The organism is Asaia siamensis (assembly GCF_014635085.1).
GTDB classification, from domain to species: Bacteria; Pseudomonadota; Alphaproteobacteria; order Acetobacterales; family Acetobacteraceae; genus Asaia; species Asaia siamensis.
In genome coordinates this window covers 142020-165642 of record NZ_BMCH01000008.1, presented here as the reverse complement: position 1 = coordinate 165642, position 23623 = coordinate 142020, and the positions used below count along the sequence as shown (strand labels likewise).

Annotated in this window: 14 protein-coding genes; 6 read left to right on the top strand and 8 right to left on the bottom strand. The window is 58.3% G+C overall.

From position 1 onward, the window contains the following. Window positions 1-79: 79 nt before the first annotated feature. From IEV53_RS13675 to edd, 5 genes are all read right to left on the bottom strand, one after another. On the bottom strand, window positions 80-1552 hold the full coding sequence (locus tag IEV53_RS13675; RefSeq protein WP_188427383.1) for an efflux transporter outer membrane subunit: 1473 nt from the start codon (window positions 1550-1552) through the stop codon (window positions 80-82). Beyond that, window positions 1549-2643 (bottom strand): HlyD family secretion protein, encoded by a 1095-nt coding sequence (locus tag IEV53_RS13670; RefSeq protein ID WP_188427382.1) that lies wholly within the window; start codon window positions 2641-2643, stop codon window positions 1549-1551. The genes IEV53_RS13675 and IEV53_RS13670 overlap by 4 nt, the downstream gene beginning before the upstream one ends. A gap of 3 nt (window positions 2644-2646) precedes the next feature. Continuing rightward, the gene (locus IEV53_RS13665) at window positions 2647-4206 is read right to left on the bottom strand and encodes an MFS transporter (RefSeq protein WP_188427381.1); all 1560 of its coding nucleotides are present in this window, start codon (window positions 4204-4206) and stop codon (window positions 2647-2649) included. Between the two features lie 251 nt (window positions 4207-4457). Beyond that, the gene (gene eda, locus IEV53_RS13660; RefSeq protein ID WP_229719906.1) at window positions 4458-5048 is read right to left on the bottom strand and encodes a bifunctional 4-hydroxy-2-oxoglutarate aldolase/2-dehydro-3-deoxy-phosphogluconate aldolase; all 591 of its coding nucleotides are present in this window, start codon (window positions 5046-5048) and stop codon (window positions 4458-4460) included. Then, window positions 4948-6936 (bottom strand): phosphogluconate dehydratase, encoded by a 1989-nt coding sequence (edd, locus tag IEV53_RS13655; RefSeq protein WP_229719903.1) that lies wholly within the window; start codon window positions 6934-6936, stop codon window positions 4948-4950. The genes eda and edd overlap by 101 nt, the downstream gene beginning before the upstream one ends. Window positions 6937-7234: 298 nt before the next feature. On the opposite strand from edd, the gene IEV53_RS13650 reads away from it, so the two are divergent. The 6 genes from IEV53_RS13650 (at window position 7235) to IEV53_RS13625 (ending at window position 15738) form a co-directional block, all read left to right on the top strand. After that, window positions 7235-10165, top strand: a complete 2931-nt coding sequence (locus IEV53_RS13650; RefSeq protein ID WP_188427379.1) for a TonB-dependent receptor domain-containing protein — start codon at window positions 7235-7237, stop codon at window positions 10163-10165. A gap of 164 nt (window positions 10166-10329) precedes the next feature. After that, the gene (locus IEV53_RS13645) at window positions 10330-11967 is read left to right on the top strand and encodes an FGGY-family carbohydrate kinase (protein ID WP_188427378.1); all 1638 of its coding nucleotides are present in this window, start codon (window positions 10330-10332) and stop codon (window positions 11965-11967) included. Between the two features lie 111 nt (window positions 11968-12078). Then, complete coding sequence (locus IEV53_RS13640; protein WP_188427377.1) at window positions 12079-12972, top strand: carbohydrate ABC transporter permease; 894 nt, start codon at window positions 12079-12081, stop codon at window positions 12970-12972. 4 nt (window positions 12973-12976) lie between these two features. Next, a complete protein-coding gene (locus IEV53_RS13635) occupies window positions 12977-13804 on the top strand; it encodes a carbohydrate ABC transporter permease (protein WP_188427376.1) in 828 nt (275 codons plus the stop codon). A gap of 39 nt (window positions 13805-13843) precedes the next feature. After that, on the top strand, window positions 13844-14947 hold the full coding sequence (locus IEV53_RS13630) for an ABC transporter ATP-binding protein (protein ID WP_188427375.1): 1104 nt from the start codon (window positions 13844-13846) through the stop codon (window positions 14945-14947). A 17-nt stretch (window positions 14948-14964) separates the two neighbouring features. Beyond that, on the top strand, window positions 14965-15738 hold the full coding sequence (locus tag IEV53_RS13625; RefSeq protein ID WP_188427374.1) for an SDR family NAD(P)-dependent oxidoreductase: 774 nt from the start codon (window positions 14965-14967) through the stop codon (window positions 15736-15738). A 505-nt stretch (window positions 15739-16243) separates the two neighbouring features. Here the strand turns inward: IEV53_RS13625 and bcsD are convergent. Genes bcsD through IEV53_RS14830 form a run of 3 tightly spaced genes read right to left on the bottom strand, consistent with a single transcriptional unit; the run spans window position 16244 to window position 23329 of the window. After that, window positions 16244-16663, bottom strand: coding sequence for a cellulose biosynthesis protein BcsD (bcsD, locus tag IEV53_RS13620; protein WP_188427373.1), 420 nt, complete (start codon window positions 16661-16663; stop codon window positions 16244-16246). Next, window positions 16660-20382: a cellulose synthase subunit BcsC-related outer membrane protein gene (locus IEV53_RS13615; RefSeq protein WP_188427372.1), complete on the bottom strand. Its 3723-nt coding sequence runs from the start codon at window positions 20380-20382 to the stop codon at window positions 16660-16662. Before IEV53_RS13615 ends, bcsD begins: the two co-directional genes overlap by 4 nt. Then, the gene (locus IEV53_RS14830; RefSeq protein ID WP_371869888.1) at window positions 20372-23329 is read right to left on the bottom strand and encodes a cellulose biosynthesis cyclic di-GMP-binding regulatory protein BcsB; all 2958 of its coding nucleotides are present in this window, start codon (window positions 23327-23329) and stop codon (window positions 20372-20374) included. Before IEV53_RS14830 ends, IEV53_RS13615 begins: the two co-directional genes overlap by 11 nt. Window positions 23330-23623 lie beyond the last annotated feature (294 nt).

Genomic DNA, 23623 nt, shown 5'->3' with positions numbered 1-23623 from the left:
ATTCAAAATCAGAACTCTACCCGATGATCTTCACGTTCGCTCAAAAGAGCGCGGTTAGCCTCCAGAGGAGAACAATCCTTCAATTAGAGCCTGTTGGGGCATTCTTCTCAGTAAACGCGGCATATTCCCATCCGCCGCCTAGCGCCCGGTAAAGGGAGACGAAGGACGTCGCAATCTGGATACGGTTAGCAGAGAAATTCGCCTCGGCCTCGAGAGCTGCGCTCTCAGCTGTGTCGACCTGCAGGAAATCTACCGCGCCTTCCCGATATTGCTGCTGGGCAATCGACACGGCCTTGCGGCTTTCCTGCCAGGCGATCTCAGTCTGGACGAGACGCTTCTGGGCCTGCGCATAGGCAGTCAATGCGTTGTCTACTTCATTCCAGGCGGTCATGACCGTCTGGTGAAAAGCGAGCGCAGCGTCTTTCTGCTCTGCTTTTCTCAGCGCAAGAGTGCCGCGCAGACGCCCCCCTTCAAAGAGCGGCACTGAAAGCGTCGGCCCCGTAGCAAACTGCCGCGAAGGCAGAGAGAAGAAATTTGCGGCCGACAGGGTCTGCGTGCCCATCTGCCCGGTCAGTGTGATATCGGGGTAGAAGGCTGCAATCGCGACACCCACGCCGGCAGTGGCGACGTGAAGGCGCGCCTCGGCCTCACGGATATCGGGGCGTCTGCGTGCGAGAGACGAAGGCAGACCGATGGGCGCTGCGGGCACAACAATCGGCATTGATCCCTCATGCCGCGCCAGTTCGATCGCAAGACTGCGCGGTGGTTCATCAAGTAGCAAGCCGATGGCGTTGATCAGCGCACTCTCGGCATTACGCAGATTGGGCAAGGTAGACGCCGTGTTGGCCTGCTCGGTGCGCGCCTGTGCCAGGTCGAGCGTGGTGGCCGCTCCATTGCCAAAACGCGCTTCCACCAGAGACACATCGTGGTCAGAGACCGACAGGTGGCGTTCGGTGATGGCGATCTGATCCTGTACCCCTCTGAGCTGCATGTAGGAATTGACGAGTGTCGCCAGTGTGCTCAGTGCGAGGCCATGGCGCGCTTCGATAGCGGCTTCCTGCGTGGCATGCTGCGCCTCGACGGCCCTGCGGATCTGCCCGAAAAGATCCAGATCCCATGAAGCGCCAAGCGTGTTCTGGAAGAAATCATATTCGTTGGGCGCGCCTGATCGCGGCTGCACAAGAGAGATGAACCCCGTCGAACTCTGATGGGTGCGGGTATAGGACCCCGCCCAGTTCATATTCGGCAAACCTTGCGCAGCAGCGATCCGGGTCTGTGAACGTGCCTCTTCGATACGCTGCATGCCGCGTTGAAGATCGATGTTTTGCACCGCGAGACGATCGATCAGCCGGTTTAGTTCATCGTCGTGGAACAGCTTCCACCAAGCGATGTCTACCGGCCCGCCATAGGTGCCCCCCGCAACATCCTGCGGCTCCTGCCCGTAATGCGTGGGCGCGATGACATCGGGTCGCCTGAAGTCAGGACCCAGCGTGCATCCGGTCAAAAGCGTCGTAGTGAGCGCTGTGGCGGCAATGCGGGCAGCACATTTCATCGTGCTGTGATTCCCGTTGTGCTGTGCTGCTGTTCGTCCACCACATTTTCGAGCTGCGTATCGACACTGGTCTCGACAGAGAACCCCATACGCAGAAGTTTCGCCAGTGGCTGACCCGGCGAGACGATGATCTTGACTGGCAGGCGCTGGACAATCTTGGTAAAATTACCGGTCGCATTCTCCGGAGCAATCGGCGCGAATGCCGCTCCCGAGGCAGGAGGGATACTGTCGACAATTCCGTCCAGATCCATGTTATAGGCGTCGACATGGATGCGGGCGTGCTGGCCCGGTCGCATATGCCGCAGCGCGATCTCGCGATAATTCGCCATGATCCAGAGCTGATCCATCGGGACCACAGCCATCAAAGCAGCACCCGGCGCAACGTAATTACCACTCTGCACCGTCTTTTCCCCAACCATACCATCGAACGGTGCGCGTATGTCTGTATAAGACAGATTGAGTTCGTCCTGCTTGATGACTGCCCTGTCTATCTCGAGGGTCTTGAGCGCGGCGTCATGGCGTGCCCGAAGAATGGGAAGTTCCGCCTCTGCCGCGACAATGCGTGCGTTCATACTGCGCAGATTGGCTTCCATTTCCCTCATGGAAGCGTCGGTCAGCTGCCGCTCCTGATTGGAACCCGCCCCTGTCTGGGCCAGATTGTGATAACGCTGGGCATTCTGGCGGGCATAGACGAGCTGGGCGCTGATGCGGCCTGCCTCAGCCTTGCTTTCCTCGATCATGCTCGGCTGGCGCTCGACGCTGGCCTGCGCATCGCTGACCAAGGCTGCGTCGTGCACAAGCTGTGCCTTGCTGCGCATAAGAGCAGTTTCGTAATCCCGGGGATCAAGCCGCGCCAGTACCTGCCCCGCCTTCACGCTCTGATTGTCATCGACGAGCACCTCAATAATCTGGCCGGGTATGCGTGGGGCTATCGTTGCATAATGGGCACTCACATAGGCATCATTCGTCCAGACATGCCGCGTCGGCAAAAAGACGATACCCAGAATGACCCCGCTGAAAACTAGGATGACGAGGGCTGTTACAACGAAAGGCCACTTGGCCGGTTTGCTCTCTTGATCGTCGAAGGCCATGGCTCAGGATTGTTTCTTTATGAACATGAGACGGGGGGGAAATGTACGTTGCGGCAGGAACAGCACCGATATCATCAGACAGACTGTAATCGCCGCAATGATCATGTAGGCGTCAGATAATTCTAAAACTGTTGTCTGGTGCGCCAGCTGCGACTTGAACGTCACAAGCGAGTCACCGCTTCGGGGTGTGCCATCCGGCAGAAGCGGCGCCGGCTTCTGCAACGGGAGCGCATTGGCCTGAAACGTCCGATAACGATCAACACCGATACGGTCGGTCAGGCGGTTCGAATGCAGTCCGCCCCGCCAGCGATGAATCAACTGCAAAAGCCAGATCCCGATCGCCTGCGCGACAGCGCGCGGCGTATTGACCATGGCCGCGGCAAATGGCCCCTCGGCCGGAACGAGCGAATTGGTCGACATCATCAGAAGTGGCATGACAATCATGGCCTCGCCTGCGCCCATAAAGATCTGCCACAGATAGAACTCGTTCCGGTTCCACCCTACGGTCATGAAGCTGTCGCCAGCGCAGGCCATCAGGATCAGCATCATGCCCAGCAGACTGACCACACGGCTATCAACCGATTTGCTGTTCAGGACGACCGCCATGAGAGGCAGCATAACAAGCTGGATACAGGCGATCTCGAGGGTCACAAGATAGATCTGTTCCGGCCTGTATCCGGCAACCTCCTGAAGGAAGGTCGCGGGCAAGGTCGATGAGGCCAGAGACACGACGAGAAAGATGAGTAGGGTTGACGCCCCATAGGCGAAGTTACGCCGGCCCAGAAGCTGGAACCGAAAAAGCGGCGTATGCTGATGCCATTCATTGTAGACCAGCAGTGGCAGGCAGATAGCTGCAATAAGGCAGAGCACACAAATTGCTGGCGAATTGAACCAGTCAAAGCGGTCACCTTGTTGCAGCACCGTCGAGAGCGCTCCAAAGCCGAACAGGATCAGCAGAGCGCCTTTCCAGTCGAAACGGGCAAAACGGCGGTAATTTGGCCTTTCCGGCGCTATGCCATACCACAAAAGCGAGGCGGCCAGACTGCCAAAAGGCACGGCCTGCCAGAAGACAAAACGCCAGTCGACCAGATCTGTCCAAAGACCAGCCAGCGCGGTGCTTAGATTGGGAAAGAAGGTCGCCGTGAGCGAATAGGCAGCGAGTCCGTAGAGCCTGATGGGAGGCGCGAGCACTCGTAAGGCAATCATAAGCACGAGCGGAATAGCGAAGCCGCCCGCCAACCCCTCGGTCATGCGAAGCATATAAAGAAGGGTCAGATTATCGGTAAAGGGAATCAGCGACGCCGAAAGGCTGGCAGTCATGGCCACGCAAACTGCAAACCGCCTGACACTGAACGTCAGCGCAAGCCAGGGCGCGAGTGACATGCCGAAAATCTCGGCAGACAGATAAAGGCTGTTGAACCAAGTGCCTGCGTCATGACTAATGCCCAGCCCGCCAAGGATATCAGGCAAAGACTGGGAGGAGACCTGCTCGTTCAATTCGGTGGTCATTGCAAGGACGATGACGCCCGCAAGCCCGAAGAAAGAGCGTCCCTTTTTGGTCATGCGCGCGCCGCGCTGCCTTGAGACTCGTTAAGGGCGCTATGTTGACACATCGGAATCTATTCGGCGCTTTTGCGTGAACTTGCAATTGCACTCATCATAAAACTTAAATTAGCGAAACCCGGTCGTCATCGGGGATCCATAAAATCCGACTGCTATCGCCCCGGAAAACCTTCCGAGGTAACGTGTGAATGGCGTTGGCCATTTCAACCGCGGGAGGAATCTCACCCGCGGTTGAGAAAGCGGCCCGGTTTTCAGCGACCGATCTGCGCAGCGCGGTGGGCCCGGGATTCAACGGCGCCAGCATCGAACTGACCGCTCGTCAGCCAGGAACCACCGACGCAAGTCACGGCAGGCTCTGCCAGCCACTCGGCTGCATTGTCTTCGCTGATCCCACCCGTCGGGCAGAACTTCACCTTGCCGAAAACCGAGGCAAGCGCCTTGAGCGCGGGCAGACCGCCATTGGCCATGGCCGGGAAGAACTTGAACCGGCTCAGCCCCAGATCAAGGCCGCGCATAATGTCACCCGCATTAGCAACGCCAGGCAGGAGCGGCACATCATGACGCTGTGCTGCAGCGGCCACTTCTGCCGTCAGGCCGGGGCTGACGATGAACTGGGCACCAGCCTCGGTCGCGCGCGCCAGATCATCACCATTCAGCACGGTTCCGGCACCGACATGAGCGCCCTCGACCTTCGACATCTCGCGAATGGCCTCAAGGGCGCAATCGGTGCGGAGGGTTACCTCAAGCGTGGTCAACCCGCCCGCGACCAGCGCCTGCGCGATCGGGCGTGCCAGAGACAGATCCGGAATGACCAGAACCGGTATGACCGGGCATCGTGTCATCACGGCGTCCAGCAATGTCGTGTCGAGCATGAATATTTTCCTTATCGAGTTCCGCGCCGTGACAATCCATCACGTCTTCCAAAGCCGCGAGCATGGCCGAACCGCCCTTTTCCGCACTGTCAGAGCGGCTGCGCATCAGCGTGAACAGCTCACGTCCCGTCCCTGCCCCCGGCAATGGCGGTGATGCGGGTTTACGGCGCTCCCATATCGCAGGATCGACCAGGGCTTCAATCTCGCCCCGACGGGCGCAGATCCGGAGCATATCCCCGTCTTCGATAAGAGCGATCGGGCCGCCGGATTGGGCTTCCGGGCAGATATGAATGGCTGCCGGCACCTTGCCGCTTGCGCCGGACATGCGTCCGTCTGTCAGAAGGGCAACGCGGTAGCCCTTGTCCTGTAGCACGGCCAGGGTCGGTGTCAGGCGATGCAGCTCGGGCATGCCATTGGCATCCGGCCCCTGAAAGCGAACAACCACAATCACATCGCGATTGAGCTTGCCTGCCTTGAAGGCAGTAATGACGTCTTCCTGGGTATGAAATACTGCCGCGGGCGCTTCGATAGTCTGACGATCGTCGTCGACAGCGCTCGTCTTGTAGATCCCTCTGCCGAGCGATCCCTGAACGAGGCGCATGCCACCATCCTTGCGGAAAGGGTCCTTCGTGTCGCGCAGCACGCCGCGATCGGCAGAGGCACGCGCCGCACTGTAAAGCAGGGCTTCACCCTCAAGCCGGGCACGACACGCATACTCGGCAAACCCGCCCTTCGAAACGGTCAGGATGTCCTGATGGAGCATGCCCCCGTCGCACAACGCTGCAATGAGCGTCGGCAGGCCGCCCGCTTCCTGCATCGCGTTCACGTCAGCCGATCCGTTCGGATAGGCGCGGGTCAGCAGTGGTATAGCGGAAGAGAGCTCGTCGAGATCACTCCAGTCGATGCAGATACCTGCAGCGCGGGCAATGGCCGGAAGATGGATGGCGTGGTTGGTCGATCCCCCCGTTGCCAGAAGACCAACCGCCGCATTCACGATCGCCTTCTCATCGACCAGATGGGCGAGCGGTCGGTGGTCCTCACCGGGACGCGCGATCTCGACCAGACGATGTACAGCCTTGCGGTTAAGTGCCTGACGGATACGGCTGTTCGGGTTCCAGAAGGCGGAATCCGGGAGCATCAGCCCCATGAGTTCGACCATCATCTGGTTGGTGTTGGCCGTACCATAGAAGGTGCAGGTGCCTGCGCTGTGATAGGAAGCGGCCTCGGCCTCCATCAACGCGCTCGAATCAACCTTCCCTTCTGCATAAAGCTGGCGGACACGCTGTTTTTCCTTGTTCGGGAGGCCAGACGTCATCGGTCCGGCCGGAACGAGCAAGGCGGGCAGATGGCCGAAGCGCAACGCGCCCATGAGCAGCCCCGGCACGATCTTGTCGCAGATCCCGAGAAGCGCCACGCCCTCGAACATGCCATGGCTCAGACCAATCGCCGTTCCCATGGCGATATTGTCACGCGACAGCAGGGAGAGTTCCATACCCTCCTGCCCCTGCGTCACGCCGTCGCACATGGCCGGCACACCCCCGGCAACCTGCACTGTTGCCCCCACTTCGCGGGCGAAGAGCTTCATCTGGTCCGGGTAGCGCGCATAGGGCTGATGCGCCGAGAGCATGTCGTTATAGCTTGTGATGACGCCCAGATTCACGCCACCGCCGCGCATGAGGCGCGCCTTGTCCTCACCTGACGCTGCCAGGGCATGGGCCAGATTGCCGCAGGCCAGACGCGGCCGCGATATTCCTTTCTGGCGGTTGCGCTCCATCAGGGCGAGATAACGGCGCCGCGACACGGCGGAGCGCTCAATGATGCGCTCTGTGACGGAAGCAACGACGGGATGAAGAGACATGGCGGCTCACTAGGGGCTGTGTTTCTGCTCGCGTTTTCGCGAGGTGCGTCGTTGTAAAGTTTCTGTGAACAGGCGGTCAAGGGTGGTGGGTAATAAAATTCCCACGGAAGCCTTTTTTTTAAAGTTTTATAACATTGCCGACGCAACAGCCTGTTGCATATGGAACACATCGCAATAGAAATGTCACAATTACAGGGGGTGACATCACGTTACGAGATTGAAACCCTCAATCACGCTGTGCCATCTCGGGGTCATTCGGCGCTCCTTGCGCCATCATTTCCTTCCGCGAAAGTGACCAATGGCCATTTCCCGCATTCGCCTCCGCCACGCCTCGCTGCTGCTGGGTGCGACAATCCTTGCTGGTGTCAGTGTTTCCGCTCAGGCAGCAACGAACTCTGCAGTTGCACACAAGGCAACTCACAAGGCCGCTTCGAAGCGCAGCACACACGCTGCAACCAAGGCCGCAACCTCGACGGGCACGACGGCCGCCGCCGTTTCCACCACGGCACCAGCCCGCGCCCGCAGCAACGCGCTGCAGAGCCTGGCTGGCCCTGCCCCGTCCGGCAATGAGAGCATCACGGTTGTCGGTTCGGCGCTCAGCACCTCGAACAACACCAATGCCAATCCGGTCCAGATCATCACGTCCAAGCAGATCGCCCAGACAGGCGTGAACAATCTTGGCGACTACTTCATGCGCCTGCCGTCAGTCGGCTCCAGCGGCGTAAGCAACTCTGTCACCAATGGTGGCGGTGGCGTTTCCTGCGTCGATCTGCGTAACCTTGGCCTGTCTCGCGTACTTGTGCTGGTGGATGGCAAGCGTACAACGGTCAACGGCGCCAATAACTGCGTCGATCTCAATTCGATCCCGGTTCAGCAGGTCGCAAGCGTCGAGATCCTAAAGGATGGCGGCTCGGAGCTTTATGGTGCAGACGCCGTTTCGGGCGTGATCAACATCAAGATGCGTCACGACGTCAACACCGGCAACATCACGATGCGCGGCAGCATCTCTCAATACGGCGATGCACCCGAGGGCATGCTTTCCGGCTTCAAGGGCTGGAACTTTGACCACGGCAAAGGCAACATCACGTTGTTTGGCCAGTATCTGACATCGAGCGGCGTCATGCAGCGCAATCGCTCCTGGGCAAATCCGGCGGCACAGAACAATCCTGTGACGGGACAGCCGACCTTTGGCTCCGGCTATGCCAGCACAGGCACGTTTTATCCCGATAGCGGTGGCACCTATACGAGTCACGACAACGGGCAGACGGCTGTTCCCTTCACCAAGAACGACCGTTATCCGTTCAATCGTAATCAGAGCCTGACCAGTTCGTATCAGGACTCATCGCTCTCCGGTGACACGCATTACGATGTAAACAAGCACCTGACGCTTTATGCGAATGTGCTCTACAGCCATCGTACGACGAACAGCTTTCTGGCCCCGGTTCCGGTCAGCGGCGCCATTCCTCCCAGCACGCTGCCAAACTCCGTTTATGTGCCTGCGGATTATCCCGGCAATCCGTTCGGTGAAGAGACCCAGGTCTATCGTCGCATGAGCGAATTCGGCTCGCGTCGCACCGAGCGGGCTTCCGACACAGTCACCGGTATGTTCGGCGCCAAGGGTGAGATCACCCATGGCTGGATGTATGACGCTTCCTACACTTATGGTGTGAACCGTGAGCAGGTGCGTACTCTCAACGTCGGTAATTACGCCAATCTTCTGAATGCCTGGGGCCTTCGTGCCGACGAACCCGGCAATCCGGACAGCAAGCTCAGCTATGATCCCTCGGTCTGTCAGGCGTCAGCGGGTTGCGAATTGTCCTCGCCTTTCGGCCGTCTGACGCAGCAGGGTGCGAATTACGCGAATTATACGACTGTCGAGAACATCCAGTACCAGTTCCGCGACACCAATTTCCGCGTGCATAACAACCATGTCGTCTCAATGCCGTGGAAAAATGGCGGTGATCTTGGTATCGCCCTGGGCATGGAGCACCGCAGCGAACAGGTCAGCGACAGCCCTGATCCGCTGGTGGAGCAAGGCATCGCTCTGACAAACGCGCAGTCCTATGCGGGCGGTGGCTTCAATGTTTCCGAGGGATATCTCGAGGGCAAGCTCAACCTTCTGAGAAATGCCTTCCTCGCGAAAGATCTCACGATCGATGCGCAGGGGCGTTATTCGTCCTACAATACGTTCGGCGGCGCGAAGAACTGGAAGGTTGCCATCAACTGGGCACCCAATCGCGATATCCGCTTCCGTGGCACACTCGGCACGTCATATCGCCAGCCTAACGTCTATCAGATGTTTGGTGGCCAGCAGCTGAGCTATGAGTTCGCTAACGACCCCTGCTCGCAGGTTGCAAGCTATGGCGCCCAATCGGCAACCGTTGCAGCAACCTGTGCACGTCAGGGTATTCCGTCAAACTTCACAATGGTGAGCCAGGGCCAGGTGCCCACCCTCCAGGGCGGTAATGCGGCTCTCAAGCCGGAGACGGGGCGTACCTATACGTTCGGCACGGTCATTACGCCGCACTGGATTCCGGGTCTCTCGCTCTCGGCAGAATACTGGCACTACACGGTCAAGAACATGATCAGCGTGATCGGCACGCAGTACCTTCTTGATCAGTGCTACACCGGCGGAAACGCGAGCTATTGCAACAACATCGTTCGTGCGCCGAACAACCAGATCCAGACGGCTTCGGCACTTTATGAGAATCTCGGTGGTCTGCGTACCGGCGGTCTCGATCTTGATCTGGACTACGCCTTCCGCATTACCCGTCATGATCGTTTGAGCCTGAGCAATAATTTCCAGCAGCTCATCAGCTATCAGCAGCAATATGTCCCGGGTGGGCAGTGGTACAATTATGACGGCCGCCTGCTCTATAATAACGGGTCGGGCCAGCCGCGCGTCCGTAACTATACGACTGCGACCTGGCGCCATGATGCCTTCAGCTTCACCTATATGATGAGCTACACGGGCGGCATGGTCTGGAATAACCAGACAGTCGATCTGACAAAGGCCACAGGTGGACGTTACAAGACGCCTGGGATTTTCTCACACGACATCACCCTTGGGTATCAGCTGAACCGGTGGAGCTTCCAGGCCGGTGTGCGGAACCTGTTCGACAAGAAGCCCCCCTATGTTGTGGATGGCGCGACCAATTCGAACGTCTATCAGTACGGCAACCTCTTTGTCGGACGTAACGTCTTCCTTCAGGCGGGCGTGGACTTCTAAGGCAAGATCCTCCGCATCGAGCCCGAAAAACCCGTCATCTCAGGATGGCGGGTTTTTTTGTGCGATATCTCATACATATTGAGACAGATCACACGCATTGGTGAGTTGCATCCCAGAACCTGAGTGGGAATATGACGAATTCGTAAGAGTTTGGATGGGTTCCCATGGACGTAGTGATTGGCGTGGATGTCGGCACAGGCAGCGCGCGCGCCGGTGTGTTTTCTCTGACCGGGCAAAAGCTTGCTTCCTGCGTCATTCCGACCCAGACATGGCGCCCCAAGGCCGATTTCATTCAGCAATCCTCGACCGATATCTGGGCTGCCATCTGCAAATGCGTCCGTTCCGCCATGGCCGAACTCGCCAATGACTCACCTGTCGTTCGCGGGATAGGCTTTGATGCAACCTGCTCGCTCGTCGTTCTCGACCGTGAAGGCAAGCCGCTCTCCGTTGATCTGGAAGGGGCGTCCGAGCAGGATGTGATCCTGTGGGCTGATCATCGCGCCATGAAAGAGGCCGATGAGATCAATGCAGGCAAATATGATGTGCTGCGTTATGTCGGTGGCACCATCTCACCGGAGATGGAAACGCCCAAGCTGCTTTGGCTCAAGCGTAATATGCCCGAGACCTTCAGCCGGGCCGGGTATTTCTTCGACCTGCCGGACTATCTGACCTGGCGAGCCACAGGGGCGGATTCGCGCAGCTGCTGCTCGACCGTCTGCAAATGGACCTATCTCGCCCATGACAAAGGATGGGATGACAGTTATTTCAAGGCCATTGGTCTTGGTGAACTTGCTGACGAGCACTATCGCCGCATTGGCGACACGGTGCGCTCTCTGGGCGAAGCAGTTGGAGACGGACTGAGCGACGTCGCTGCACGCGAACTTGGCCTCGCAGCCGGCATTCCCGTTGGGGTTTCCGCTATCGATGCCCATGCCGGTGGCATTGGTGTTCTTGGCGCGGCGTCAGGCGAAACGCTCGATGATGCGGCGCTTGATCGCAGCCTCGCCCTTATTGGCGGCACGTCCAGCTGCCACATGGCCGTGTCGCGTGATGCCCGTTATGTCGACGGCGTCTGGGGCCCCTATTCCGAGGCGATGCTGCCAGGCATGTGGCTGAACGAGGCAGGCCAGTCAGCGGTCGGCTCACTCGTCGACTTCGTGATCTCCACTCATGCCCAGGGTCCGGCTCTGGCCGAAAAGGCCAAGGCCGAAGGACGCACCGTCTATGAATTGCTGAATGAGCGGCTTGCCCTGCTCGAGCATGGCGCCCTCCCCGGCGCGCTGACCGCAGACTTCCACGTATCGCCCGATTTTCATGGCAATCGTTCGCCGCATGCCGACCCGACACTCAAGGGCATAGTGAGCGGGCTGAGCCTTTCGGCGACAATCGACGATCTGGCCAGGCTCTATCTCGCGACCATTCAGGCTCTGGCCTATGGCACACGCGATATCATTCGCGCCCTCAACGAAAAGGGCTATGCGATCGATACCATTTTCGCGACGGGCGGCGGCACGAAGAACCCTGTGTTCCTGCGTGAACATGCCAATGCCACGGGCTGTCGTATCATGCTGCCGCAGGAGACGGACGCCGTGCTTCTTGGCTCGGCCATTCTTGGCGCCGTTGCTGGAGGCGCCTATGCCGACATGCGCAGCGCCATGTCCCAGATGGCGCGTGTCGGTGCGGAGGTTGCGCCCGACGAGCGCACGAAGCGCTATCACGACGCAAAATTTGCTGTTTTTCAGGCAATGCATGAAGGGCAGCTGCACTACCGCGCGCTGATGCGAGAAGCACTTTCTTCCTGAACACCATCTTTCCCAGTCCCGGGGCGCCTCACCGTCAGAGGCGCCCCATTCTTTCCCCAGTGTTTTCCTTCACAGCCAGTACAGGCGGCCAGCCGCCTGCGGAGCTTGCCTATGGAAGCCGTCATTACCACACCGGAACGGGTGAAACGTAAATCCGGCGCGGGAGTCTTTCTCTCTCCTGCTGTCATCATCCTGCTGATCTGGTCTTTGCTCCCCCTTGTCCTGACGCTCTGGTATTCATTCCAGAACTATAATCTTGTCGACCCGACACTGAAGGGGTTCGCGGGATTCAGTAATTACGTCTACCTCCTGACCGACCCAGATTTCCTCTATGCCCTGCTCAACACGGTTCTGCTCGTTCTGGGCGTGCTGGTGATCAGCGTCGGCGGCGGTATTTTGCTTGCGGTGCTGTACGATCAGGATTTCTGGGGCCGCGGTATCGCCCGCGTTCTGGTCATCTCGCCGTTTTTCGTTATGCCCACAGTCTCGGCGCTGCTCTGGAAAAACCTGATGCTGCACCCGATTTACGGGGTGTATAGCGCGTTCATGAGGGCCATTGGTCTGCAGCCGATAGACTGGCTTGCTCACTATCCGATGCAGACAGTGATGATGATCGTCGCGTGGGAATGGCTACCCTTCGCCGTGCTCATTCTGCTGACCGCCGTGCAGTCGCTCGATCATGAGCAGAAAGAAGCCGCGCGCATGGATGGCGCCGGACCAATTGCCCGTTTTCGCTATATCATTCTGCCGCATCTGAGCCGTGCCATCACGGTCGTGATCATGATCGAGACGATCTATCTTCTCACCGTGTTCGCCGAGATTTCCGTCACGACCTCGGGTGGACCCGGTGTTGCCTCAACCAATCTTGCCTTCCTGATTTTCTCTCGTGCCTTGCAGCAATTCGATATCGGTGGTGCGTCGGCTGGCGGGGTGATTGCCATCATCATTGCCAATGTCATCGCGGCCTTCCTCGTCCGTGCGGTCGCCCGCAATCTGGAGGCATGAGACCATGGCAAGCAAAACGAAACGCCTGCCCAAAATCGCCCTCGGCATCATTGGCTGGGCGGTGGCGTTGTGGATCTTCTTTCCAATTTTCTGGATGGTCCTGACCGGCTTCAAGAGCGAGATGGATGCCATCTCGACACCGCCGCATCTCATTTTTCATCCGACGCTGCAAAGCTATCATGACGTGTTTGCCCAGGAGAATTACTGGCACTTCACGTTCAATACGGTTTTTATGTCCGTTCTGGCGACGGGCGGCGCGCTTCTTCTGGGAGTACCTGCCGCCTATTCCATGGCCTTCTTTCCCGGCAAGCGGACGCGGGGCACGCTGCTCTGGATGCTCTCGACCCGCATGCTGCCGCCGGTCGGTGTATTAGTGCCGGTTTATCTGATCGCCAAATCCACCGGGCTGCTTGATACAGTCATTGGTCTGGCCATCATCAACCTGCTCACCAACCTGCCGATCATCGTCTGGGTGCTTTACACCTTCTTCAAGGAGGTGCCGGTGCCCATCCTCGAGGCTGGCCGCATGGACGGAGCCAATCGCTGGCAGGAGATCAGCGTGGTCCTGCTGCCGCTCGCCCTGCCCGGCATCGCGTCGACCGCTCTGCTCTCGCTCATTCTGTGCTGGAACGAGGCCTTCTGGTCTCTCAACCTCACCTCATCGAATGCGGCACCGCTCGCGAGCTTCATTGCATCCTTCTCGTCACCTGAAGGGCTGTTTTTCGCCAAGCTCTCTGCTGCCTCGACGCTCGCTGTTGCACCGATCCTGGTTTTTGGCTGGTTCAGCCAGAAGCAGCTTGTGCGCGGCCTGACCTTTGGCGCCGTAAAATGATCCTGATTGCCCGCCTCTCACGCTCTTTTGGAGTGACCCATGGCCAAAGTTGAACTGCGCGATATCCGCAAGACCTATCACGCGGAAGAAATCATCAAGGGCGTTTCGCTCGACATCAATGACGAGGAATTCGTTGTTTTCGTCGGCCCCTCAGGCTGCGGCAAATCGACCCTTCTGCGCATGATTGCCGGTCTGGAAGAAATCTCAGGTGGCGATCTGATGATCGATGGCAAGCGCGTCAATGACGTCGAGCCCGCCAAACGCGGGCTTGCCATGGTCTTTCAGTCCTATGCGCTCTACCCGCATATGAACGTCTATCAAAACATGGAATTCGGTCTGAAGCTGGCTGGAATGCCGGAGGCCGAGCGACGCCAGAAAATTACCGATGTCGCCAGGACGCTTCAGCTCGATTCCTATCTGAAGCATAAACCCGGCCAGCTTTCCGGCGGGCAGAGGCAGCGTGTGGCGATCGGTCGCGCCATCGTGCGCAACCCCAAGGTCTTTTTGTTTGACGAGCCGCTCTCAAATCTTGACGCCGCACTGCGCGGCCAGATGCGCGTCGAGCTGGCCACGCTGCATCGCCGCCTGAAGGCCACGACCATCTACGTGACCCATGACCAGGTCGAGGCCATGACCATGGCAGACAAGATTGTCGTGCTGCAAAAAGGCGTGGTCGAGCAGGTTGGCTCGCCGCTCGAGCTCTATCATCATCCGCGCAATCTCTTCGTTGCCCGCTTCATCGGTTCACCGCCGATGAATTTCCTTCCAGTGACTGTACGCACCCTCAGTGAGAATGGCATCGCTGTGGCGCTCGATCATGGCGATCCTGTTGTCGTGCCGGTACTGCCGGGCGACAGCGCCTCGGCGGAAGCCATGACACTGGGGGTGCGGCCTGAGCATATTGTGCTCGATCCTGCCGGACAGATAGAGGGCATCATCCGCATGGTTGAGCGCCTTGGCGCGCTCACACTTCTGCATATTGCCCTACCGGATGGCACCCTGATTATCGTTCAGACCGACGGCGATCACGGCGGCGAGGTCGATAGCGCCATTCGTCTGCGCCTGCTCGCTGAAAATTGTCACCTTTTCGACGCAAGAGGGATGGCGCTGACAAAGCTCATGCGCCACCGTCTCGCCGGTTAACTTGAAAGTCTCTTCCCATGTATTTGGAAAAACTTCGCCTCGATGGACGTATTGCTGTCGTTACAGGTGGCGCCCAGAATATCGGTCTTTGCTGTGCCACCGCTCTGGCAGAATTTGGCGCTCATGTGGTGATTGCCGACCTTGATGGCGACAAGGCCGCTGAGTCAGCAAAGAGCCTGACAGAGCAGGGTCTGAAGGCTTGCAGCGTCGCGATGGATGTCACATCCGAAGCCAGCGTCACGCAGGCGGTCGATACCATCGTCTCGAGACACGGCAAGCTCGACATCATGGTGGCTAATGCCGGTATGTGCATTTCCGAGGTCAAGGCCGAGGATATGACTGAAGATCAGTGGCTCAAGCAGATCAACGTCAACCTGAATGGTGTATTCCGGTGCTGTCAGGCCGTCGGCAAGGTCATGATCAAGCAGAAGAGCGGCTCGATTGTCGCAATTGGCTCGATGTCCGGTCTGATCGTGAACCGCCCGCAGGAACAGGCCGCGTATAACGCCTCCAAGGCGGGTGTCCATCAGTATATCCGCTCGATCGCGGCCGAGTGGGCGCCGCATGGTATTCGTGCCAATGCTGTGGCTCCGACCTATATCGAGACCACACTGACACGCTTCGGTATGCAGAAGCCCGCGCTTTATGATCGCTGGATCGACGGCACACCGATGGGCCGCGTCGGACAGCCGGAAGAAGTGGCCTCTGTCGTGCAGTTCCTGGCTTCAGACGCCGCCAGCCTCATGACCGGGTCGATCGTCAGCGTCGATGGTGGCTTCACCGTCTGGTAAGGCTCAGCCCCTCCCTTCTCCCTCGTTTCGTCAAACCGGGGAGAAGGGAGGACTTACTTGAAAAACGTGTACAGGTCGCTGAGCCGATTGGTCTTGAGCGATAAAATGACCCGAAATCATCTCGCTTCAATCAGTACGCGGTAGACCGCATTGTCTCATGTCAGGCTGCGGCCACGCGAAGTTCTGAATGAGCCTTTGTAACGCAGGGGTAAAACGCTGCCGCGCATTCTGCGCCCAAGCCATCGAACGGTTCATGGTATTTTTAGAACCGCTCGACGTGTCAAGCGTCCCCCACATAGCGCGGTCTTTGGCAGCCAAGGGACCAACCGCTGATCTGTTGGGCTATACTCGAAATGTATTCGCATCTTTACAGTGAATGAAAGATCAGTCCCCCAGTTCTGCGGCTGGCCATTTTTGAACCCACAAGCATCAATATGTCTGGCGCCCTCAAGCCCTTAACAGGGCTTGAGGGCACTGTTTTCTCCCATGTTGTAAGATTATTGCCTCAACCCTTGGCGTCAAAAACAAGGATCTCAGATGTTGAGGCGTCTTTATCTTGATGGAGTGTCACCGCCTCGCCGGTCTGCTGAAACCAGCCCGTCAGTAGCCCTGCATAGAAAGCAGCGTACCACTGCCCAGATGGCGTACCGAGCGACCCCAGGCGCAAGGGCTCACTGATGGTGAGTGTGAGACCGTGTTTTTCCTGCGAAAGGGCGAGGGCAATTCTGCCCCATCCCATCAGGTACAAGAGCGCGTTGCATTCGAGCTCAAAATCTTCGGTGGTTTCACAAGCCGGCAGTGGCAGACGTGTCGCCGCGCGCAGGCCAACGCTTTGGAGAAGCGCATCACGCTCTTCGGCCCCCGCCTGAATATCGAGTTCACTGGCGAGAGAGTGCAGGAAAAGGGAATAATCAGGCGCGGTCATTTCGTCCCCAGAAAGCTGTATTTGGCAGCGACAAAAGCTCTAACTTCATTCCAAGGCCCCGCACGCTGATAATCTGCATTGAGGCTTAGCCTGAGATTGGGCGTCACACGATAATCAACAGTGCCATTGACGCCACCCGTGAGACCATTGCCGGAATCGCCGGACTGATAGGCGTAGAGTGGCGCGATATTGGCAAGCAGATTCTGATCGGCGGCGCTGTTTGGAAAGGTTTCAGCCTGACTGGAATGATATGTCTGATAACCGGCACGCCCGATCACACGCCAGTCAAGCTGCTTGTAAGATCCGGCGTAGGTAACGGGAAAGGTGAATGCCAGGAAGTCTTGAGGCGAGAAATAACCGCCATTGCCAAAACTGAATTTGTATTCGTTACGGTCATAACCAAACCAGGTCAGATCCATGCCGACATGGATATTTTGCGTACCGTGATCCCAGACGCGAACCTGCCCCCCTGCCCCAGCCTCATAGCCCGTGTTGCTTTTGGTATTGCGACCCGTCAGATACGATCCGCCGCCACGGACATAGAGCGAGGCATTGGAATCCCCATAGGCGAGCTGGGCGTAAACACGATTGCGGGCGACCCCACCCCATGTCGCTCCGGACGCGTCCTTGAGGCCGGCGTAAGACAGCACACTGTCCTGCACGGCACGCCGCTCGGCGCCAACCGTCAGGATGGTCTTGCGAGCAATTTGTGGGCTGAATTTGACGCCACCCAGGATATTATTGACCGCAAAGCCGAGCGGCGAGCTTCCGACATCCAGATGCAGCCAGCGCCAATCGTAGGCAGCACTCAGCGCGACACCTGTGGCATTGAACGAGCTACGCTGATTGAGCGCCCCGCCCTTCACAGCAGCGAGAGGGTTATAACCGATATAGCTCGGCCCGGTGGTATCTCCGGAATTGTAGGAACGGCTACTCAAGAAAGTCGGCGTAGCGCCCAATGTGAGATGCCCGGTACCTAGAGGCAGTCTGCCAGAAACATCTGCCGTCACATTGTTAAGACCGCTCAACCCTGAGCCCGATCGCGTATCGATACCCGGGGTGATGTTGACCGAGGCTGCAAGCGAGTCAGTGATCTCGTTTAAATCGCCATCCACACGCCGGATCAGGAGATCCGTATCATTCGTCGCGAGCGTGGCATCTTCTGCAGCAAAGGGGTTGTTGCTTCGATAACCCGCATTCGGGCCCGGGGAAAGCTGCTCGATCCTGAGCAGCCTTGCCTGAGCCAGCTCGCGCACGGCTGCACGGATATTCCCTCTTGCCCTGTCGAGCTGGGCAGCTGCGTACCAGCTCCTCGGGTCTGTCGGCGCGATCGCGTTCATCTGCTGCACATAGCCGCTTGCTTCAGCATAGCGGTGCATCGCTATGACAGTCTCGATGAGGGCGAGGCGGGCATCGAGATCCGCAGGGTCATGTTGCACGGCCTGCAGATTGATCTGATAGGCCTGCGCATTCTGTCCGCCGGAACTGTAAAGCCGCGCCAGAGCGAGGTTCGCCGCAACCGGAGGGCTGGCACGATTGAGCGCTGGCGCGAGAGCCTCATAGGCCTTTGCCCGGTCACCCCGCTCATTCAGGCGATCAGACGTCGATACGGCGAGGCTCGTATCAAGTTGAGTGAGCAATGCCTCTTGCTCTAACGTGAGCGGCCTCGCTCTGGCGGAGGCGATCAGACGGCGTGCTCTCTCCAGATCATGCATATGGAGAAAGGCTCCGGCATAAGCGAGCTCCTGAGCTTGCGTCATGCCAGCGCTCATGCGGCTCATCTGGATTGTCAGCAACTGCGCTGCACCGGTGGCATCTCCCCGATCATAAAGCATGATCGCTGCCTGCTGAGTGAGTGATCCATCGGGGTCGTCGCTATCGAGCAGATGCGCAAAATAGAACCGCGCTGCGTCGCGATCAGCCGGTGCATTGGCCATATCCTCGCGAAACGCAGCACTTCGCAAGACAGCGCGGAGTTCAGGCGTCATGGCCTTTTCAGAAAGAAGCGGCCTCAGGCGTCGAACCGATTGCAGGTCGCCGGTCTGAGCAGAATAAAACAAGGCTGCCGCCACCGCCTGGCTGTCGTTTGCCGATGCTTCCTGAACCAGCGGTGCCATAACGTCATCCGCGTCACGACGCCGGTTTTCCGAAAGCAGAGCCTGCGCATAGTGGAGGCGGGACCATGGCGAAAGCGCGTTGTCGCGATCAGCTCTCTGCATGACCATCAGACGCTCAGCCTTGCTCGGTGCCTGAGCCGCTTCGGTGTCGTATAAAAGAGCCCGAAGCTGGGCATTCGCTATCGGACTCTGCTCCAGCATCGTTCTCGCTTCGTCGAATTGCCGATCCTCGATCAGGGCGCGGACCAGACGCTCACGATAGGAGACATTGCCGGGAGCCGTTCTCACCAGATCACGATAGGCAGCAATGGCGTCGTCGCGACGACCGGTCCGCTCGAGAATATCGGCGCGCATGGCCCGTAGCCAGGATTGCTGCGGTGATCGCGCAATCAGCGGATTGATGAGGGCGAGTGTCTCCGTATAGCGCTCTTTGGCGAAAAGGTAATTCGCCTTCGCATAGGTATCACTCAACACTGCCCCATTGGAGGCAGCGCGCCAGCGGTCGGCAGAGGCAGGATCGGCTGCTATTGCCCGATCGAGAAAGGTCTTTGCTTCGGCATCACGTTTAAGACGCAACAAGGTTACGCCAAGCCCGCCAAGCGTATCGGCATCGTTGGGAGAAAGGGTCAGTGACTGACGAAACGCGGCTTCTGCGCCCGACAGATTATTTTCACGCAGGGCGTCCCACCCCCTCTGGCGAGCCAGTTCGTCGGGGCGGGTCAGACCGGAAATGGCACGCCCGCGCAATGCCTGGATATCCTTGTCTTCCGGATGGGAAACAAGATAGTCACTGATTACGGGATCGGATGCCTTGGTTGCGGGCAGCCACAGTACTGACTGCCTGGTTGTACCATTGATCTGCTGCTTCTGATTCTCAGCCAGGCCAGGCATTTTGGCCAGAGCTTCGAAGCGTTTTATCCCTGCTACCCGGGTTTCCTCATCCCAAACCAGTGATTGAGCATAGGCGATCTGGTACTCGATATTGTCGGGCGATGTCCGGACAAGCTTTGCAAGCCCCTGCTGCGCCTTGCTACGCTGGTCGGGAACACCCGCAAGAGTGCGGTAATATTCCAGCGCATAAAGCGCCGGCGGCCGGTCCGGAAATGCCTTGATATAGGCAGCCGCGGCCTGCGCCGTCGCGCCTTTGCGCGCAAGCTCGCGCGCATTCTGGATGTCGGCTCCCGGTGCCGAGCGCGCCTGCAGATCCATATCGAGCAGACGGCCGGCATCAGGATCCGTGTTCTGATCCCTGATCTGCTTCATGATCTTGTGGGCTGACGCGATATCACCATCTCTCAAGCTCATCTGGCCCTGGAGGGCGAGCACATCAGGGTCGTTCGGCGCCAGTTGTATCGCCTGGTTCAGGGCAATGCGTGCGTCATCGATACGATCATGCTCAAGCCAGTATCGCGCGCGCCGAATGACGGAGGGCACGATGCGGCTGTTATCGGAAGGCTGGAGAACACGAGCAGGTTGAGAGGATTCCTGCCCCCCGTTTGGAACAGGAGCGGCATCACCCTGGGGGGCGGCGTGGGCGTGAACAGCAAGCGTGCAGGCGATGGTCGGTAGCGCCATACGGGCGCGTCGAAATTTATTTGTCACGCTGGATCTCCCTAGCGCGGCGCCTCGCGTGAGACGTCAGAACACGGAAGAGAATTAGTACCCCAAGCCCAACCCCGATCACAGCCAGCAAGATAACCCGGAAAGGATGGTCACCAAGGTAGAGGTCTGGCCAGAACCAGAAGGGCAGCGATCCGACCGCATAGGTCGGCAGGTTACGCGTTGCCAGAACATGGCTACCGTTGACGATCGACAGATCACCCTGAATCGTGGGCTGCATTCTCGGATCGCGCATCGTCTGAACGAGACGTTCAAGCCCTTGCGGGTTTTCGCTCAGCATCAGCAGCATGGTCGCATCATTTGAAAACGGCGAGCGACGTTCAATTATGGCGCCACCGTCACTCAGCGACGTCGTCGCGTTGAGCGTGCGCAATGGCGTGGCCACTTCGGTTGGCGACGCGCTGCTCAGACTGCGCGACAGAAGGCGAAATGGCTCCAGCAGCATCGAACTGGTGTAATTGAGCGTGCCGCCGCTGAAACTGTAAGGCGTTCCGCGCAGGAAACGCTCCACGGCCGGGGAGCCTGTCACCGTGTCCATAACGATGAGATTGCGCGTTTCATTTTCAGCCACAGCGTTGCTGTGCAGCACCGACACTCCGGACACAGGATAATTGGTTATTGCCCCCATCATACCCATGAGATCCAGAAAGGCCGTATCCGTGCCCTCATTGGGAGACGCAGGAATAACGATGGCTGTATCCGACAGATCGGCCATACGTGTGAACGGGAAACCGGAATTCGCGAAATAGGCCAGGTTCGGGAGCGTCGTATAATGATAGGCACGGCTCAAATCGATCACCGAATCCGGATCGATACTCATTCTGAGATCCTGTGTCATACCGCTGCAGTCGCGCCGCCCCAGAGGGCGTCCTTCGAGGTAGAAACCCAAAGTATTTGCGCCGTAGAGCGTCCATACCGGGATAGATACTGAGGCAGACTGTGCTCGGGACGCATCAGGCCAGAAATGCCTCAGCCATTCCGGAATATCCGAAGGCGGTGCGAGAGAGACGCTTTTGAGATAGATCCCGTTGACGCTGACATCGACATGAGAGCGTTTCTTATCGATTTCGGTACCCAGCGGACCGCGAACCGTGAAGTGCATCGTCAGCGGGCGATCGCGCCATGTGTAGATATCGGGAGTAGTGCGGAAGGGAACCGAGATTGTTCCGGGCACATACCCGTAACCCTGCAGCGAAGAGAGGGATACGAGGTCGCCTATGCGGACCGGCTGAGTGCGTGTGATGAAAGCCGGCGCATCGAATGGGTGCCGCACAGCGGCGGTAACAGCCGGAGCCGCTATGCGAGAGGCATGAGGAAAACCGCTACTGCCGAACACCAGCGAGCGCGCAGCCGAGGAAACGTCTTCATCTGTGCGACCAGTCACGATCAGCACGGCGCCGAAGGGGTCATTAGGATTGAGTTTTTCTAGAATGGTCGGCCCATTGATGGGCGCTTCCCCCGCAAGGTACTCTCCGATGGCATCGGCTGGGCCAACCAGCACTGCGTTTCCAGATGGCGGCATCTGCGCCATCACAGGGAAGCTTGCGCCGCGATAGTTACTGAGCGCCCCGAACCAGGACGCAATAACTGCGGAAGCCTCAAGTGTGTGCTGGCTGCTCTGACGAGACAGAACGAAGGGCACGCGCAACGGCGTCAATATGGCATCGTTGAAGAAGGGCGCAGGCAAGGCCGCGAGATCGCGGGCGGGGGGCAGCGGGGCCGAGGTGATCGAGAGTGTCGATTGCCCCAATATTTTCGCCCAAAGGACTGAACTCGTCTGGTCTCCGCAGCTCAGCGTGTACTGTCCAGCAAAGTGGAAAGTCAGGACGTTGCGCTCTTTGAAAAAGAGAGGATTGACCGGAAAGTTCAGCGGCCCAAATTGCGGATTCGCTTTGTCGGGATGGATCACTCCAACAAACTGGTCATTAAGAAAAATCGTGACGCCACTGCCGGCTGGCAGCATATCCGGTGAAAGCGAGCCGTGCAGTGACAGGGTCGCCGCCGTTACGACTTCAGTAGGTGCCACGCCGAAATTGAGCCCCTGAATCGGTATCCATGGAGTCATGATCAGAGTGTCGGCGCTGCGAAGTTGCTTGAAACTCCATGACGTCGTTCTGGCATTTTCCAGTTCCGGTGCAACGGGCGCGGCGACATTGTTGCCCGAAGAATCGGCAATGACCGGCTCGGACGCAGGAGCGGCCGGGACAGCGGCCTGCGGCTCCTGACTTTTCGATGGCGCGACAACGTGTAACGCCCCCTGCCCGGTCGTGCCGGGGTCAACGGAACCGGCAATCGCAGAGGCGCTTGGCGTTGGCGCCGCGCGAACGGCACTTGGGAGCGGCAGATCCGCCGGGTTTTCCTGCGCACAGGCCTGAGGCACGGCGCCAAAAGCCGTCGCAAAAAGCAGATACGGCAAGACCTGTAACATGCCAGCTTTGGGACGAACGAGCACGGCAGTTTTCTGAGGCACTGGTTGTATGACACGACCCTTGAGCACGGTATTAGGCTTTCTCTGATGAAAGGTCGCTGGATTCAGCAAATCGAGAATGCTGCGCAAAATCAGAATAATGGAACGGAGTAGACTGTCTGGCTTGTAGTCGGCCCAGTTATGCCATGCATCCAGACGCCCGAAGGTGACGCGAATGATCTGGGCTTCCTGCAATATTGTGGTAGGCGCCCAGCGAAGCGCCAGACTACCCGCTTCCGACACGCGTACGATCGACGCCGGAAGATTATAGGTCTCTGCCATATCCTTGACGAACACATTGACATTCCCCGCTTTGGCGAACGGAACGTCGGTTGCCGCACCGTGCATAAGGCACCCTCCGTAGGAGAAATTCTCAGACACGTAGTCGAACAGACGACCGTCTTCCGCACGAACCGTGACCGGCATGCTGATGTTCACGCGCGGCGATCTGCGAACCTGCATGGATTCTCGCCCGATCGATATCGCGGCGAGCACGATAACAATACTGATCGAGATCCAGACAATATTCATCGTCAGAGCGTTTGTGACAATGTAATCGTTGTGGTTGTGCAGCAGACGGAAAACTCCAAAGCCGAAACCCGCCAGAAGAGCGATAACCAGATAGACGTTCGGATAAATGGCGCTCCAGTCGAGATAAGACCGATCCAGAATCCCGCCTTTTTCGGTGACATTGAACTTGCCCCTTCTGGGAAAGAGCAAGGTCATGACAGTGACACGGGCAAGAAATGGCGCAAG

Excerpts from the sequence above, each read along its gene's own strand:
- edd (WP_229719903.1), bottom strand. The coding sequence starts at position 6,936 with ATGTCTCTTCATCCCGTCGTTGCTTCCGTCACAGAGCGCATCATTGAG.
- eda (WP_229719906.1), bottom strand. The coding sequence starts at position 5,048 with ATGACACGATGCCCGGTCATACCGGTTCTGGTCATTCCGGATCTGTCT.
- IEV53_RS13625 (WP_188427374.1), top strand. The coding sequence starts at position 14,965 with ATGTATTTGGAAAAACTTCGCCTCGATGGACGTATTGCTGTCGTTACA.
- bcsD (WP_188427373.1), bottom strand. The coding sequence starts at position 16,663 with ATGACCGCGCCTGATTATTCCCTTTTCCTGCACTCTCTCGCCAGTGAA.
- IEV53_RS13675 (WP_188427383.1), bottom strand. The coding sequence starts at position 1,552 with ATGAAATGTGCTGCCCGCATTGCCGCCACAGCGCTCACTACGACGCTT.
- IEV53_RS13665 (WP_188427381.1), bottom strand. The coding sequence starts at position 4,206 with ATGACCAAAAAGGGACGCTCTTTCTTCGGGCTTGCGGGCGTCATCGTC.
- IEV53_RS13650 (WP_188427379.1), top strand. The coding sequence starts at position 7,235 with ATGGCCATTTCCCGCATTCGCCTCCGCCACGCCTCGCTGCTGCTGGGT.
- IEV53_RS13635 (WP_188427376.1), top strand. The coding sequence starts at position 12,977 with ATGGCAAGCAAAACGAAACGCCTGCCCAAAATCGCCCTCGGCATCATT.
- IEV53_RS13645 (WP_188427378.1), top strand. The coding sequence starts at position 10,330 with ATGGACGTAGTGATTGGCGTGGATGTCGGCACAGGCAGCGCGCGCGCC.
- IEV53_RS13670 (WP_188427382.1), bottom strand. The coding sequence starts at position 2,643 with ATGGCCTTCGACGATCAAGAGAGCAAACCGGCCAAGTGGCCTTTCGTT.
- IEV53_RS14830 (WP_371869888.1), bottom strand. The coding sequence starts at position 23,329 with ATGCAGGTTCGCAGATCGCCGCGCGTGAACATCAGCATGCCGGTCACG.
- IEV53_RS13630 (WP_188427375.1), top strand. The coding sequence starts at position 13,844 with ATGGCCAAAGTTGAACTGCGCGATATCCGCAAGACCTATCACGCGGAA.
- IEV53_RS13640 (WP_188427377.1), top strand. The coding sequence starts at position 12,079 with ATGGAAGCCGTCATTACCACACCGGAACGGGTGAAACGTAAATCCGGC.